The organism is Solilutibacter silvestris (genome assembly GCF_002895945.1).
Lineage (GTDB): Bacteria > Pseudomonadota > Gammaproteobacteria > Xanthomonadales > Xanthomonadaceae > Solilutibacter > Solilutibacter silvestris.
In genome coordinates this window covers 871473-888786 of record NZ_NPZB01000002.1, presented here as the reverse complement: position 1 = coordinate 888786, position 17314 = coordinate 871473, and the positions used below count along the sequence as shown (strand labels likewise).

7 protein-coding genes are annotated in these 17314 nt (G+C 62.5%); 6 read left to right on the top strand and 1 reads right to left on the bottom strand.

What is annotated here, in order from left to right; translation table 11 throughout:
- Positions 1-65 precede the first annotated feature (65 nt).
- Positions 66-10544: an autotransporter-associated beta strand repeat-containing protein gene (locus tag Lysil_RS13440; protein WP_165782482.1), complete on the bottom strand. Its 10479-nt coding sequence runs from the start codon at positions 10542-10544 to the stop codon at positions 66-68.
- A 46-nt stretch (positions 10545-10590) separates the two neighbouring features.
- Here Lysil_RS13440 and Lysil_RS13435 point away from each other — a divergent pair, with 46 nt between their 5' ends.
- The 6 genes from Lysil_RS13435 to kdpC all read left to right on the top strand — a co-directional run bounded on the left by Lysil_RS13435 (position 10591) and on the right by kdpC (position 17309).
- Entirely contained in the window at positions 10591-11109 is a 519-nt protein-coding gene (locus Lysil_RS13435; protein ID WP_165782481.1) for a hypothetical protein, read from the top strand.
- Between the two features lie 815 nt (positions 11110-11924).
- Positions 11925-12773, top strand: coding sequence for a transporter (locus tag Lysil_RS11650; RefSeq protein WP_240600536.1), 849 nt, complete (start codon positions 11925-11927; stop codon positions 12771-12773).
- A gap of 10 nt (positions 12774-12783) precedes the next feature.
- Positions 12784-12876: a potassium-transporting ATPase subunit F gene (locus tag Lysil_RS11645; protein WP_103076044.1), complete on the top strand. Its 93-nt coding sequence runs from the start codon at positions 12784-12786 to the stop codon at positions 12874-12876.
- A gap of 18 nt (positions 12877-12894) precedes the next feature.
- Entirely contained in the window at positions 12895-14610 is a 1716-nt protein-coding gene (kdpA, locus tag Lysil_RS11640) for a potassium-transporting ATPase subunit KdpA (RefSeq protein WP_103075728.1), read from the top strand.
- 10 nt (positions 14611-14620) lie between these two features.
- Positions 14621-16693: a potassium-transporting ATPase subunit KdpB gene (gene kdpB / locus Lysil_RS11635; protein WP_103075727.1), complete on the top strand. Its 2073-nt coding sequence runs from the start codon at positions 14621-14623 to the stop codon at positions 16691-16693.
- Positions 16694-16703: 10 nt separating this feature from the next.
- Positions 16704-17309, top strand: coding sequence for a potassium-transporting ATPase subunit KdpC (gene kdpC / locus Lysil_RS11630; RefSeq protein ID WP_103075726.1), 606 nt, complete (start codon positions 16704-16706; stop codon positions 17307-17309).
- Positions 17310-17314 lie beyond the last annotated feature (5 nt).

Genomic DNA, 17314 nt, shown 5'->3' with positions numbered 1-17314 from the left:
TGAGGCCAATTACCCAAACCAATCGATTGCGATCGATGCACTGGCATCTTCTCAATCAGGCCTCTTCAACCATCGCACGATTCCTCAGCTGGCACGGGCTTGGGCGCAGTCGATGGCCCCTTTCTTGACACCCGTGACTTCACGTGGTGCTTGGGAACAACGCCGACCGACTTGCCCTTCCCGCTCCAGGGGCGACGATGGTGTCCGCGTGCCACGCCCTTTTTCGTGGCTTTGGCTTCCGCCGAAGCCTTGGGCACCTTGCACCTGCCGAAATGCGCATCCTTGGTCGCCGGATCCTGCAGCACGGGCGTCGTCGCGACCGGAGTCGCCGCGACTGCTCCAGCGCCACGCGTATCGTCCAGCGTCGTACTCGACGTGGCAGCTGGAACGATCGGAGCGGGACGCACTGTAGCTGACAACGATGACGGATCGAAGTCCCAGCGGAAGCCGACGTTCGCGGAGTTGCTGGTGTTGTGCGAAGCGCGATCGGTAGTGACATAGAAATAGGCATTGGCCTGAGGAGTGATGTCGTAGCCCAGCCCTGCACCGCCCTGCCAGCGATTGCGCGTCGCCGGAGCACTGCTCGTCACGAACCCGACGTCAGGCGCACCGGAGAACGCCATCGCGGTGGTGGTGTTGCTGTTCGCGTTGCCACGCAGGAAACGCGCCATCACCATCGGATGCAGCCTCGCTCCACTCGACCCATTGCCGCCGAAGTCGCCGCTCAATCGTGCGCCGACGCCGTATTGCGTGTTGCTGGCATGGCTGCTTCCCACGTTGAGGTTGGCAACGGCCGAGCCCATTTCCTGGAAGCCATCGTATTTCACCTTGGTGTAGTAGGCGCCCGCGAACGGCTCGATATGCCACTGGCCGGCATTGAAGCGATAACCGCTTTCCACGCCTGCGTTGATGGCGCTGCCGCTGTAGCGGGCACCGGTACGCTGCATCAATTGCGAGCCGACCTGCACCAGACGATCGCTGTTCGCGCGCTGCCAACCGTAGGATACGGTTCCTTCGGCCCACCACCCGCTGCTTGCAGGGGCAAACGTGCCATACGCGCCGACGGAGTATTGCTTGGTGTCGACGGTATCGGTACGCACGCCAGTCTTTGTGCGTGAGGTCGCCGCACTCGCGCTGAGACCCATTCGCAGGCTCGGCGTCACTGCGGTATCGACTCCCATGATCACGCCGCGATTGCGATAGTCCGTCGCGGCCACGCCCTGGACGGCATCCTGGCGCGCATCGATCGCATACGGCTCGACCCACAACGATTTGCCGGTGTTGCCTTCGATGCGCGCAAGTTGCATGCGGTTGAACATCGTGTCCATGACGCGAATCTGGCCTTTCAACTCGTTCTGCGTGGCGGACGCATAGGTTTCGCCGGTGAGCGTATCGAAGGCCGGAATCACCTGGTTGGTCGCGAGTCCGCGCACCGCATCAAGCAGCGTGGTCATGCGCGCGGGCGTCTGCGTCGAAATCGTCTGCAATGCCGATGCCATCGATTGCTGATTGCCGTTCAGGCCGGGGAACTGGTTGAACGCAAGGTTGGTACCGCCCGGACCGGTCGGCGCCTGGGCGAGCGTCAGCAATACGTTGTTGCCGCTCACGCTTGCGCTGGCATTGAGGAATGGCAGCACGTTCTGGATCACGCTCGCATACGAACCGCTCAAGCCACCACTGGCGTTGAGAATGGTGTAGGTCGTGCTCGGTCCGTAGGTCCCGGCGGACGGCAGCGCGATGAGTTGGCCTCCCAACGTGGCCGCGCCGTTGACCTGGATATGGTCGCTGGTACCGGCGGTATTGGTCTGGATTTGCGTGGTCGACCCTGCACCGAGCGTCAATCCACCCACGGTCAGCGTAGTGCCGGGCATGCCGCTGCTGGCTGCCGCACCGGTAGCACCGCTCAGGCCGCCCGGTGCCAACATGCCGTTCACGGTAACGGGACCGCTGATGCTGCCCGAACCGATCAGTGCGCTTGTTGAACCGATGGTAGCCGGACCATTCAGGGCTCCGTTCACCACAAGGTTGCCGCCGTTCACGTTGGTACCGTTGCTGAAGTTGGCGATGCCGCCACTTTGAATGACCAGAGTCCCCGGACCGGACAGATTCAACACTTGAAAGCCGGTCAACGAGTTGGTCGGCAGGATACCTACGCCCGGGCCGGTGACCGCAAACGTATTGATGCCACCTTGGCCATCGATCAGTCCGGTAATGCCGGCAAGGAAACCGAGCGGACTGTTGAAGGTGTCATTGCCGCCGCCAAGGTTGACCGTGCCCCGCACCGAGTTCGGAGTGACCTTGGTCAGCGAGTTGCCCTCGTTGCCGAGGTTGACCGTCGTGCCGACCGCGGTGTCGATGCCTGCAGTGATGGCATGCGTCACGTTCAAGGTGCCGGCTTGGATGTCGAGATTGCCGCTGAACGCCGAGTTGTCGCCACCCAGGGTCAGGCCATTGCCGGCCAACACCAGATTGCCACCACCCGACAACGTTCCGTTCAATGTCAACGCGTTGCTGCCGCCGACGGTGAGCGTGCCCGGGGTGGAAATGGCGATGGTGTTGCCGAGGCTGACGCCCGGCGCGCCCGCCGACAAGTTGCCGGCTCCCAGGACATTGAGCGCACCGCTGCCGAGTGCAGTGTTGGTGCCAACGATCACGCCGGTCCCGCTGGCGAGTGTCGTGCCGCCACCATAGGTGTTGTTGCCGCCCAGCGTCTGCACGCCGCCGTTGATGGCCAGAGCGCCCGTCGATCCGTTGATCGTTCCGGCATAGCTTCCCGGGCCATTCAAGGCCAAGGTGTTTGAACCCAGCGACACCGTACTGCCGGTGACACCGTTCAATGCACCAATGGTCTGATTGCCACCAGCGGTGATGTCGAAGCCCGCACCGCTGGCGGCGAGATTCACCGCGCCGGTCGGGGCCAGACCTCCACCTGCACCGATCGCCAGCGTGCCGCCATTGATCGCGGTGCCACCGGTGTAACCGTTCGCGCCGGTCAGGGTCAGCGTCGACGCGCCACTCTTGGTCACGCCCCCGACACCGGTAATCGCACCCGCCAATGTGAGCGGATCGCTTCCCGTCACCCCGAGATTCGCGCCCGCTGCCAGGTTCACGTTATTGGCCAGCGACGTTGCACCGGCCGTGTTGCCGAGTGTCGCCGCACCATTGACGTTGATCGCGCCAGTACCCAGCGCGGTGTTATTGCCAACGATCACCCCCGCACCTGAACCGAGCGTCGTGCCGCCACCGAAGATGTTCGCACCACTCAAGGTCTGCACACCGCCATTGATGGCCAGCGCGCCGCTTGCTCCACCATTGATCACGCCGCCGAAGCTGGCATTCCCAAGCCCACTCAGGCTCAGGGTGTTGCCGCCCAGATTGACGCTGCCGGAAGTGCCATTCAACGCACCGACGGTTTGATTGCCGCCTGCGGTAATGTCGAAGGCACCCGTGCCATTCAAGGTGACGTTGCCGGTCGATGCCAGACTGCCACCCGCACCGATCGCCAATGTTCCGGCATTGATGCTGGTGCCGCCGGTGTAACCGTTCGCGCCAGTCAAGGTCAGCGTCGACGCGCCATTCTTGGCCAGACCACCGAGACCACCGATGGTGCCGCTCAGGGTCAGCGGATTGCTGCCCAGCACACCCAAGCCTGCACCATTCGCCAGGTTCATGTTGTTGCCCAATGCAGTCACACCCGCCGTGGTGTCGAGCGTCGTCGCGCCATTGACATCGAGTGCACCGGTGCCTAGCGCGGCATTGTTCCCGGCAACTACACCCGTACCGTTCGCGAGCGTGACACCACCACCGAAGGTGTTCACGCCGCTCAACGTCTGCACGCCGCCATTGATGGCCAGTGCGCCGGTCGGTCCGGCAATCGTGCCTGCATAGCTACCCGTGCCATTCACGGCCAGCGTGTTCGACCCCAGCGACACCGTGCTGCCGGTGACACCATTCAGTGCACCGATGGCCTGGTTGCCACCCGCCGTGATGTCGAAGCCCGCACCGCTCGCGGCGAGATTCACCGCACCGGTCGGCGCCAGATGGCCGCCCGCACCAATCGCCAATGTTCCAGCATTGATGCTGGTGCCACCGGTGTAGCCGTTCGCGCCAGTCAAGGTCAAAGTAGCCGCACCACTCTTGGCCACGCTGCCGGCGCCGTTGATCGCACCCGCCAGCGTCAGTGCATTGCTACCCAGCACGTTCAGACCGGCACCACTCGCCAGATTCATGTTGTTGTTCAATGCAGTCGCGGCCGCCGTGGTGTCGAGTGTCGCCGCGCCATTGACATCGAGTGCGCCGGTGCCGAGTGCAGCATTGTTTCCGGCAACTACACCCGCACCATTCGCGAGTGTGACACCACCGCCGAACGTGTTGGCACCACTCAAGGTCTGCACACCGCCATTGATGGCCAGCGCGCCGGTTGCTCCACCATTGATCACGCCGCCGAAGCTGGCATTCCCAAGCCCACTCAGGCTCAGTGTGTTGCCGCCCAGATTGACGCTGCCGGAAGTGCCATTCAACGCACCGACGGTTTGATTGCCGCCTGCGGTAATGTCGAAGGCACCCGTGCCATTCAAGGTGACGTTGCCGGTCGATGCCAGACTGCCACCCGCACCGATCGCCAATGTTCCGGCATTGATGCTGGTGCCGCCCGTGTAGCCGTTCGCGCCGGTCAGCGTCAACGTGGCCGCACCATTCTTGGCCAAGCTGCCGGTGCCGTTGATCGCGCCGCCCAGCGTCAGTGCATTGCTGCCCAGCACGTCCAAACCGCCATTGCCGGACAGATTCACCACATTGGTCAAGGCGACCGCGATGCTGGAATCCAGCGTGGATGCACCATTGATCGTCAACGCACCCGTTCCGAGCGCACCATTGCTTCCGACGACAAGACCAGCATTGTTGCCGAGGGTGACGCCGCCACTGAAAGTGTTGGTGCCGCTCAATGCCTGTACGCCGCCATTGATGGCCAACGCACCGGTCGGCCCAGTGATCGTGCCGGCATAGCTGAAGTTGCCCGGACCACCCAAGGTCAGCGTATTCCCGCCCAATGCAACACTGCTGTTGATCGCAGTGCCGTTGAGCCCGCCGATGGTTTGATTGCCGCCTGCAGTAATGTCGAACGCGGTCCCGGACGCGAGTGCCACCGCGCCAGTCGATGACAGGCTCCCACCCGCCCCGATCGCCAGCGTGCCATTGTTGATGAAGGTGCCGCCGGTGAAACCGTTCGTGCCGGTCAGCGTTTCGACACCGGTGCCGACCTTGGTCATGCTGCCGGTGCCGGCGATCGAGCCACTGAAAGTACCGTTGCTGGCATCGCCGAGAACGAGATTGTTGGCGCCCATGTTGACGGTGCCGCCGCCGACCAGCGTGCCGAATGTCTGCGTGCCATTGCCGGCCGAGAGATCGAACGTGGCGCCGGTGGCGAGATTCACTGTGCCGCCGGCATTGAGGCTGGCTCCTGCTCCGAGGGCCAGCGTACCGGTGTTGATGAAGGTGCCGCCACCGTACGTGTTGTTGCCGTTGAGCGTCAGCATGGCCAAGCCATTCTTGGTGAGGCTGCCGGCGCCGGACAGCGAGCCGTTCAAGGTGAGCGCGTTGCTGCCCTGGAAGGTCAATCCGCTGTTGAGCACGATGTTATTGGCCAGCGCGAGCGCAGCGGTGCTGTCGAGCGTCGCCGCACCGTTGACGGTGAGCGCGCCGGTACCAAGTGCGCTGCCGTTGCCGACGACCAGTCCGCCGCCATTGAGCGCAACGCCACCGCCGAACGTATTGGCGCCGCTCAACGTCTGCACCCCACCATTGATGGCCAGCGCGCCGGTTGCACCACCATTGATCGTGCCGCCGAAGCTGGCGCTGCCCAATCCGCTCAGGCTCAGCGTGTTGCCGCCAAGATTCACCGTTCCGGAAGTGCCGTTCAACGCACCGACCGTCTGAGCACCTGCCGCCGAAATATCGAAGGCACCCGTACCGCCCAGGGTGATGTTGCCGGTCGAGGACAGGCTGCCACCCGCACCGATCGCAAGCGTGCCACCCAGGATATTGGTGCCGCCGGAGTAGGTGTTGGTGCCAGTCAGCGTCAGGCTCGAACCGTTCATGGTCAAACTGCCGCCACCGGTGATCGCGCCACCCAGCGTCAGCGGATTGCCACCCTGCACCGTCATTCCGGAACCGGCACCAAGGCCGATGTTGTTGCCGAGACTGATCGCTCCGCTCGTTGCCGCCAGCGTCACTGCGCTACCTGCACCGACATTGAGTGTCCCGGCGCCCAAAGCGGCGTTGTTGCCGACGATCAAGCCGCCGGCATTGAGCGTCGTGTCACCGCTGAACCCGCCATTGGCGCCGCCCAGCGTCAGCGTGCCACTGCCGTTCTTGATCAACCCGCCGCTGCCGGCAAGTGTGCCGCCGAAACTGGTGCTGGCATTGCCGCCAACCGTCAGCACGTTCGCGCCAAGGTTCACGTTGCCGGCGATACCGGCCAGCGAACCGATTCCAGTGTTCCCGCCGGCACTGATGTCGAAGCTCGTTCCGGCACCACCAAGCGTGACTGCCACATTCGGTGCGAGGCTGCCGCCGGCGCCGATCGCCAGCGTGCCGCCATCGATGTTCAATCCGCCAGCAAACGCGTTGGCACCCGTCAACGTTTGCACGCCAGCGCCAACCTTGGTGAGCCCGCCCGTTCCAATGACCGAACCGCCGAATGTCTGACTGGTCGCGTCACCGAAACTCAGCGTGTTCGCACCGAGATTGATGTTGCCGCCCAGTCCCCACAATGCCCCGATGGTCTGGTTGCCGAAGGCACCCGACAGATCGAATGTCGCGCCAGATGCCATGTTGATCCCCAGCCCCGACGACAGGCTGGCACCACCCGACAGGTTCACCGCGCCGCCATTGATCGCCAGCGTGCCGTTCAGAGTGTTGGCACCGCCCAAGGTCAGCGTGGCGGTGCCGCTCTTGATCAAGCCACCGATACCGGAAATCCCGCCATTGAGTGTCAGTGCATTGCTGCCGAGCAGATTCAATGATCCGCCGCCACCGAGCGTGATATTGCCGCCCAAGGTGTACGCACCCGCGGTATCCAGTGTCGTGTTGCCGCCCACGTTCAATGCCGCGGTACCGAGCGCATTCGCATTGCCCAGGAACAGGCCGCCACCGTTCAATCCCAGGCTGCCGGTGAATCCCGCGTTCGCGCCATTCAAAGTGAGAAGCGCGGAACCGTTCTTGATCAAGCCACCACTGCCGGCCAACAGGCCGTTCAAGGTGAGTGCATTGCTGCCAAGCAGATTCAGAGATGCCCCGGCACCGAGATTCCAGTTGTTCGCCAGGCTGAAGGCGCCCGCGGTATCCAGTGTTGCGGCGCCACCAATGCTCAACGCGCCTGTGCCCAGCGCATTGACGTTGCCCACCATCAGGCCGCCGCCATTCAAGGCAAATCCGCCGATGAAGCCGCTGTTCGCGCCATTCAAGGTCAGCGTTGCAGAACCACTCTTGGTCAGGCCACCCGCACCCGACAGCGTTCCGTTCAATGTCAACGCGTTGCTGCCAAGGAGGTTCAACGATGCACCACTACCCAAGCTGATGTTGCCGCCCAAGGTGTATGCGCCGGCGGTATCCAGCGTCGCGTTGCCACCCACGCTCAACGCCGCAGTGCCGAGTGCATTCGCATTGCCCAGGAACAGGCCGCCGCCATTCAGTCCCAGGTTGCCGGTGAAGCCTGCGTTCGCGCCATTCAAGGTGAGAAGCGCGGAGCCGTTCTTGATCACGCCGCCACTGCCGGACAACAGGCCATTGAAGGTCAGCGCATTGCTGCCGAGCAGGTTCAACGAAGCGCCGGCACCCAGTCCAACGTTGTTGCCCAAGGTGTACGCCCCCAGCGTATCCAGGGTCGCTGAACCGCCTACGCTCAGCGCACCGGTGCCCAACGCACCCGCATTGCCCAGTACCAGGCCGCCCGCGTTCAACCCGACGCCACCACCGAAAGTGTTTGCTCCGCTCAACGTCTGCACGCCGGTGCCGAGTTTGATCAGGCTGCCACCCAAACCACCGATGACGCCGCCGAAGCTGGTATTGCTGGCGCCGCCCAACGTCAGCGCATTCGCGCCAAGATTCACATTGCCCGCGATGCCCGCCAGCGAGTCGATCCCGATGTTTCCGCCGGCACTGATGTCGAAGCTCGCTCCCGCACCACCAAGCGTGACTGCGACACTCGGCGCAAGACTACCGCCAGCACCGATCGCCAGCATGCCGCCACTGATGTTCAATCCGCCGCCAAACGTATTGGCGCCGGTCAGCGTCTGCACGCCGGCGCCCAGCTTGGTGAGCCCGCCCGTTCCGAAGATCGATCCACCGAAGGTCTGATTGGTCGCATTACCGAAACTCAGCGTGTTGGCACCGAGATTGATGCCGCCACCCGCGCCCGAAAGCGCGCCGATCGTCTGGTTGATGCCCGCCGACAGGTCGAACGTCGCGCCAGTGGACAGACCGACATTCAACAACGACGACAAGCTGCCGCTGCCCGACATGCTCACCGTCCCCGCGTTGATTGCCAGGTTGCCATTGAGGGTGTTCGCTCCACCCAGCGTCAACGTCGCGGCACCGCTCTTGACCAGATTGCCGGTGCCGGAAATTCCGCCATTGACTGCAAGTGCGTTGGCGCCAAGAAAATTCAACGAGCCACCACCAAATGCGATGTTGTTCGTCAAGCTGTAAGCACCTGCGTTATCCAGCGTTACCGCACCACCCACGTTCAAAGCTGCCGTGCCCAGCGCATTCGCATTGCCCAGCAGCAGGCCGCCGCCATTCAATCCAAGGCTGCCGGTGAATCCACTATTCGCGCCATTCAATGTCAACAACGCGGAACCACTCTTCGTCAGACCGCCACCACCGGACAGCAAACCGTTCAAGGTGAGGGCGTTGCTTCCAAGCAGATTCAATGATGCCCCGACACCCAGGTTCCAGTTGTTCGCCAAGCTGTATGCACCCGCGGTATCCAGCGTTGCCGTGCCGCCAACGCTCAACACGCCCGTGCCCAGCGCATTGAGGTTGCCCACCATCAGGCCACCGCCATTCAATGCAAATCCGCCGGTGAATCCCGCGTTCGCGCCATTCAAGGTGAGAAGCGCGGAACCGCTCTTCGTCAGGCCGCCTGCACCCGACAGCGTCCCGTTCAAGGTCAATGCATTGCTGCCAAGCAGATTCAGCGAACCGCCCGCGCCAAGGCTCAGGTTGTTCGCCAGGGTGTAGGCACCCAGCGTATCCAGAGTCGCCGCACCGCCCACGCTCAACGCGCCCGTGCCCAGTGCACCGGCATTGCCCAGCACCAAGCCACCCGCATTCAACGCAACGCCGCCGCTGAAGGTGTTCGCGCTGCCAAACGTCTGCACGCCGGTCCCGGCCTTGATCAGGCCACCGCTGGTGCCTGCGATGTTGCCGCCGAAGCTGGCATTGCCGGCACCGCCCAGCATCAGGAAATTGGCGCCGATATTCACGGTGCCTCCAACACCCGCCAGCGAACCGACGCCCGGATTCAACGCAGCAGACAGATCGAACGTCGTGCCCGCGCCACCCAGCGTCACCCCGAGTGTCGGTGCCAGACTGCCGCTCGCCCCCAATGCGAGCGTGCCGCCATTGATGTTCAAACCACCCGTGAAGGAGTTGGCGCCACCCAGCGTCAATGTTGCCAAACCACTCTTGGTCAGGCTGCCAAGTCCGCCGATATTGCCGTTCCACGACAGCGCATTGCCGCCCAGCAAGTCCAGCGAAAAGCCGGAACCCAGGTTCACGGCATTGTTCAAGGTGTACGCACCCAACGTGTTCAGCGTAGTGTTGCCTCCCACGTTGAGAGCGCCGATGCCGAGCGCTGCGGCGTTGCCGAGCATCAATCCACCTGCGTTGAGATTGATGCCGCCACCGAAGCCATTGGCACCATTCAACGTAATGACACCGGTGTTGGTGATGTCGAGCCCACCTGTGGCACCCGACAGCGTGCCACCGAGCGAAAACCCATTGCTGCCGCCCAAGGTCAGGCGGCCGTTGAGATTGAAATTGTTGGCCAGCGAAAGGCCGCCGAGGCTTGCGGCGATCGCGCCACCGTTGACGTTGAATGTACCGGCGCCGAATGCACCCGCGCTATTGAAGTTCACCAGGCCATCGTTGAGCGTGGTGCTTCCGCCGACCACATTGCCCAGCAAGTTCCAGGTTCCGCTATGGACGGTCAGATTCTGGAAACCGGTGTAGGTGCTTGCGCTGATGTTGGTGATGGCGCCACCGGTGCCCGTGCCAGGGCCGGTCGCCAAGTTCTGCAGAACCAGGCCACTGGTGAGATTGCCGGCACCGACCGTACCCGAGACGCTCGAGCCGGAGACCGCGGTGAAGGTGTTGGCCCCGGCCGAGTTGCCGAGATTGATGCTGCCGGTGACGCTACCGGCATTGAGGAAGGTATTGCCGCCGGTTGTGGCGGCACCGAGGCCAACCACGCCGATGATGGTGCCGGTGCTGGCGTTGGTGAAGTTGGTATTGGCGCCGCCCGATGTCGACACCGCAGTCATGGCTGCATTCGGAGCTGCTATGCCAAACACCGACTGATATGCGGTGATGGCGCCAGCGTTCGAAATGTTGTTGGTGCCACCTGCTCCGTTCGTTATCGCGAGGGCTTGTCCGCCCGCGCCCGTGAGGGTCACGCCCGCGAGCGTTGCTCCGGCATTGTTGTTCACGGCGATGGTGTTGGCGGAAGCATTGCCGAGCAGCGCACCCTGGGCAGCAAAACTGAAACTGCCGCCGCCTGCAATCGGGCTGATCACGCCAAAATTGTTGAGCGTGATCCCGTTGCCGCTCAGGCTGACCGAAGGTCCGCCCAGGAAGGCATTCGAGGTGACCGTTGCGCCTGCTGCCACGTTCATCGTGACGTTGTTGGCGCTGCTCGCGACGTTGGTGGTGCTCGACGCCGCGGGACAGTCGATTGTCGTCGCGGTTCCCGATGTGGTGGTGTTGCATGCCGCATTGGCCACCCCGCTTGCCAGAGGTAGCACCATCGCGGCTTTCAACGCCAGCAGGATCGCTTTTGCCAATCGGCAAAGGTGGTTACGGCGTGAACGACGAAAACGACCGACGTAACTGCTGTGCATAGCATCCCCCTACATGTGTCTGGCACACGAAGCACGGACGTTGCCCGCTTTCTTCAGGCAAAAGGACGGACCAGCCGTGCCGCTCATGGAAACGACAGCTCGAACTTCACTACGGCTTTTTCGAGGACGAATCCGGCTGAGCCCTCCCTGTCGGGAGAGGCAATCACGGAAAGCCAGGAAAAGGTGTTACCCCGCCGCTTACTCAGGCGCTGGCTTGGGTAACCAGAGCATCGGCTCTTTGTTCTGCATATCTCCCCCCGTCATGTCGATTGAGCACGTGGCACGTGCGCGACCTGTTCAACTGAAACCAGATCTTCCGTGCCCTACGGAACGACTGCTTCTGAATCTTTCGTCATCGGATCACCAATGGATCCTTCCAACAGGTCGTCATCCATCAAGGCGACTGCATCAAGCGCCCTAGTGCGACCTGCTCTTCCCGTCCTTGCGGTCAGGTATATGACTCGATTCGTTAAATGAACGTGATTTTTGACGGATTAATGCGACTACCCTGATAATTCTGACAGGTAATATCCGGCGAATCGCCATGATCGATGTCGATGGAACGGCGGCTGGCTATCAGAGTAGTGATCCGCAGCCGTCGCTTCATCCGCAATACTCCTTCCGCTTACGCGTTGGTTGGTGTGTTGCTCGGACCGGTTGAATACGCCGCCAAGCGCTGCCTCCCACGCTGAAGTTTATGCCGAATTTATGGCAGTGCTCGCTTAGCGAATAGAGGTTTTACGCGCCATCTCTCGAGAATTGCACCGTGGCCAATTGGCCTCGTTGCCCCTCTTGGGTGGGTTCATGAAACAGAAGTTGTTCCGGATGCGCGAAGCATGCGCGCCACTGCTGGCGACGCTGCTTGCCACAGCCGGCTTGATGGCACTGAGTGCGCAGGCGCGTGCCGCGGATTCCGACACCCAGCAAATACCGATCTGCACGGATCGCCCGACCAAAGCCAACGTTCCTTGCACGGTGCCGAAGGGACAGTGGCAGCTCGAAACCGACGTCGGCAACCAGATCGTTGACCGTCAGCCCGTTACGCGTACCGAAACGCTCTACTTCACCAATCCGACGATCAAGTACGGCATTGGCACGCGTACCGATCTGCAACTGAACTGGGCACCCGACATTCGCATCCGCACCAATGACCGGGCAACCGATGAGCGCCATTCGCTTTCCGGCGGGGGTGACGTGTACGTGCGGCTGAAAACCCGAGTTTTCGAAAATGATCGCGTGAGCATCGCGGCGATCCCGTTCGTGAAAGCACCGACGGCGCGCACCGGCATCGGCAATGGCATGTGGGAGGGTGGCGTCGCCCTGCCGGTCGGCATCACGTTGCCGAGCAGCTTCACCCTGACATTGGGACCGGAAGTGGATGCACTCGCCAATTCCGGTGGAAACGGCCGTCATGCCGCGGTCGTGAATCTGGCCAACCTGTCGCACCCATTGGGCAGCCGCACGACGTTTTACGTCGAGATGTGGTCGATGTCCAATCGCGACCCATCCGGCACGGTGAAGCAATCTTCGGCCGATATCGCCGTGACCTGGCTGGCCACGCCAACGTTGCAATTGGATGCAGGCGCCAACTTCGGCCTCAACGATGCCACCCCGCATTCGCAGGTCTATGTCGGCCTTTCGCGCCGTTTCTGAGGAGAACCCCATGCCCGGTTGGCTGACCATTGTCTGTTGTATCGCGGTGATCGCCGCATGTGCGTACCTGCTGTACGTGATCCTGCGGCCCGACCGCTTCTGACGATTAGAGAGCACGGACATGATCGAAACACTGCTCGTCTTCGCCCTTGCAATCGGCCTCGGCTGGCCGCTCGGGCACTATCTCGCCGCGATAATGCGCGGCAGACCCTCGCGCCTGGATCGCGTATTCGGCTGGATCGAGCGTCCGTTGTATCGCCTGCTCGGCACTGATCCCAAACGTGGCATGAGCTGGCGTGGTTACGCCAAAGCCTTCCTGCTGAGCAACCTCGTGGTCGGTCTTGTGGTGTGGGTGATGCTGATGACCCAGACCTGGCTGCCGTTGAATCCCGATGCGGCACCGAACATGCGCTGGGACAACGCGCTGCACACGATGATGTCGTTCCTGACCAACACCGACCAGCAGCACTATTCCGGACAAGCGCAACTGTCCTACCTCTCGCAGATGGTCGCGATCGTCGGACTCCAGGTGATCACCCCGATGATGGGACTGGCACTTGTCGTCGCGACCTTGCGTGCATTGATGGGCGGTCGACAGGCGATGCATCCCGGCAATGATCCAACGCGAACCGCTGGCGAAGAAGCCGACGTCGGCAACTACTGGGCCGACACGATTCGCGCGACTGTCCGCTTCCTGCTGCCGCTGTGCCTGTTGTGGAGCGTGTTGCTGACTTCGCAGGGCGTGCCATCGACATTGCAAGCCGGACCAGTCGCGACACCCGTGGACACCAGTGTGGAGATGAAGCAGCAGAAGATCCCGTTGGGACCGGTAGCGCCGATGGTCGCGATCAAGCAGCTCGGCACCAACGGTGGCGGCTGGTACGGCCCGAACAGTGCCATGCCACTGGAAAATCCCACGCCGTTCTCCAACCTGCTGGAAATGCTGGCGATCATCCTGATCCCGATCGCGGTCGCCTTCATGGTCGGTCCATTGACCGGGCGGCGGAAATTCACCGCGTTGGTATTCGGCAGCATGTTGCTGATGTCGATCATCTCGACCGGCGCCGGCATGCTGCTGGAGAGCCACGCCGCAAGTGTTGCCAGCTCCGCATTGATGGAAGGCAAGGAAGTACGCCTCGGTGTCGATGATTCCGCGTTGTGGGCGATGCTCACGACACAGACCAGCAATGGATCGGTCAATGCGATGCACGATTCGCTCGCACCACTGACCGGGTTGATCGCGATGGGCAATATGCTGATCAACGCCATCTGGGGCGGCATTGGCTGCGGACTGCAGCAATTCATCGTCTACCTGCTGTTGGCAGTGTTCCTGGCAGGCTTGATGACTGGCCGCACGCCGGAATTGTTCGGCCGCAAGATCGAAGCCCGTGAGGTGCGCCTCCTTTCGCTTCTGATCCTGCTGCAGCCAATCGTGGTGCTCGGTTTCACCGCGCTCGCATTGGCGTTGCCGCAATTCACCGCCAACTCGAACCCTGGCTTCCATGGCATCAGCCAGGTGTTCTATGAGTACACATCGGCATTCTCCAACAATGGCTCCGGCTTCGAGGGACTGGGCGATGGCACGTACTGGTGGAATCTCACCTGCTCGCTGGTACTGGCGCTCGGCCGCTATCCCGCATTGATCGTGCCACTGGCCGTGGCTGCCAGTCTCGCGCGCAAACGCCATGCGCCGGAGGGTGCTGGCAGCCTGCATGTCGAAACACCGACATTCGCGCTCACCCTCATTGCTGTGACGGTGATCCTGACCCTGTTGCAGTTCATGCCCGCGCTCGTGCTCGGCCCTGTGGCCGAACACCTGAGCCTGATGGCGCATTGAGGAGATTCCGATGACCCAAGATTTCCCGCAAACCAAGACGCACAGGGATCATCCAGCCCTGCTGGATGCCGCAGCCCTGCGGACCTCGATCCGTGATGCCTTCCTGAAGCTCGCGCCGCAGCACATCATCAAGAGCCCGGTGATGGCGATCGTGCTCCTTGGCACGCTGCTGGCGGCATTGATCACCGCGGCGGGCGCGGCGCCCGCCGGTTTCGGCTGGTCGGTGACTGCAATCCTGTTGGTCACGGTGCTGTTCGGCAATTTTGCCGAAGCAGTCGCCGAGGCACGCGGCCGAGGTCAAGCGGCATCGCTAAGGCGTGCACGCAAGGATCTGGTAGCACGCAAGATCGTCGATGCGAAGACGTTCCGTCCAGGTCAACGCAACGACGAAACCCGGATTCCCGCAGCGGAATTGCGCCCGGGCGATCTGATGGTGATCTCCGAAGGCGAACTGATCCCCGCCGACGGCGAGATCATTCACGGTCTCGCCTCGATCAACGAAGCTGCGGTCACCGGTGAATCCGCGCCGGTGTTGCGTGAAGCGGGGACCGATCGCAGCGGCGTGATCGGCGGCACCAAGGTGTTGTCGGACGAAATCGTCGTACGCGTTACCGCTGAACCCGGCCACAGCTTCCTCGATCGCATGATCGCGCTGGTGGAAGGCGCCAATCGCCAGAAGACACCGAACGAGATTGCATTGACCATGCTGTTGGCAGCGATGACCCTGACCTTCCTGATCGTCTGCACCACGCTACCAGTGATCGGCGCCTTCGTCGGCGTCAAGGTCGACCCGCTGCTGCTGATTGCGTTGCTGGTTTGCCTGATTCCGACCACGATCGGTGGCCTGTTGCCTGCCATCGGCATCGCCGGCATGAACCGCGCGTTGTCCGCGAATGTGCTGGCCAAGTCGGGCAAGGCGGTCGAAGTCGCCGGCGACGTCGACGTATTGCTGCTCGACAAGACCGGAACGATTACCCACGGCGACCGTCAGGCGACTGCCTTCCACGTCCTGGCGGGGGTCAATGCGGACCAGCTGCGGGATGCGGCATTGTTGTCGTCATTGGCCGACCCGACGCCAGAGGGCAAATCGATTGTCCGGCTGGCGCGTGAGCGCGGATCGGAAATCCACGAGCCGGAGCATGCGCACTACATCCAGTTCACCGCGCAGACCCGCATGTCCGGCGTTGACCTCGATGACGGGCAGCGCGTGATCCGCAAGGGTGCGGGCGACGCGATCGAAAGCCATGCCCTGGCGTTGGGTGGGCTGATTCCCGTCGAGATGAAGGCGCGCATCGATCAGGTGGCACGCGAAGGCGCAACGCCGCTGGTCGTCAGCGACGGCAGGCATGTACTCGGCGTGATCGAGTTGTCGGACGTGGTCAAGCATGGTGTCAAGGAGCGTTTTGCGCGCCTGCGCGAGATGGGCGTGCGTACCATCATGATCACCGGTGACAATCCGCTGACTGCCGCGGCCATTGCCGCGGAAGCTGGCGTGGACGATTACATCGCCGAAGCCAGGCCCGAAGACAAGCTCGCCCGCATCCGCGCCGAACAGGCCGGGGGCCGGCTGGTCGCGATGGTCGGCGATGGCACCAACGATGCGCCCGCACTGGCACAAGCCGACGTCGGCCTGGCGATGAATTCCGGTACGCAGGCCGCCAAGGAAGCCGGCAACATGGTCGATCTGGACAGCGATCCGGCCAAATTGCTCGCGGTGGTGGAAGTCGGAAAACAGCAGTTGATCACCCGCGGCGCGCTGACCACGTTTTCGTTGGCCAACGACGTGTCCAAGTACTTCGCCATCCTGCCTGCACTGTTCGCCGCCGCGATTCCATCGATGGCCGCGCTCAACGTGATGGGACTGTCCAGTCCGAAGAATGCCGTGCTCGCGGCACTGATCTTCAATGCGCTGGTGATCCCGGCATTGATTCCGTTGGCACTACGCGGGGTGCGTTTCAAGCCTGCGAGCGCCACCGTGTTGCTGCGCCGGAACATGCTGATGTACGGCGTCGGCGGCGTATTGCTTCCCTTCATCGCCATCAAGCTGATCGATCTGGCGTTGGCCATGACGATCGGCGCCTGAGGAACCCATCATGAATGACCTCGTTTCCATGGATACCCATCCGCTGCAGGAACGTATCGGACTCCGTGCGCCAATCCTGTTCGCCGTGCTGATTCTTGTCGGATTCGGCCTCCTCTATTCGCTGGCGGGTACCGGGCTCGGTCGTGCGCTGTTTCCCGCCGAGGCAACCGGCAGCGTGATCCAGCGCGATGGATATGCCATTGGATCGGTACTGCTCTCGCAGCCGTTCAAGGATGCGCGCTACTTCCAGCCGCGGCCCTCTGCCGCCAACTACGACCCGATGTCGGCAAGCGGCAGCAATCAGGCCCGCAGCAACCCCGACTTGCGCAAGCGCATTGCGGAGGCCACGATATCGATTGCTGCCCGCGACGGCATTGCGTCGATCGATGTACCCAACGAACTGGTCACGCAATCGGGCAGCGGGCTTGACCCGCATCTTTCCCCGGCCGGTGCCGAGGTGCAGGTAACACGCGTGGCCAATGCACGCGGGCTCGATTCCATGATCGTTCGCAAGTTGGTGGCGCAGCACACCGCAACCCGGCAATTTGGCGTGCTGGGCGAACCTCGAGTCAATGTGTTGCAATTGAACCTGGCTCTGGATGCCCTCCATCACTGATCCGG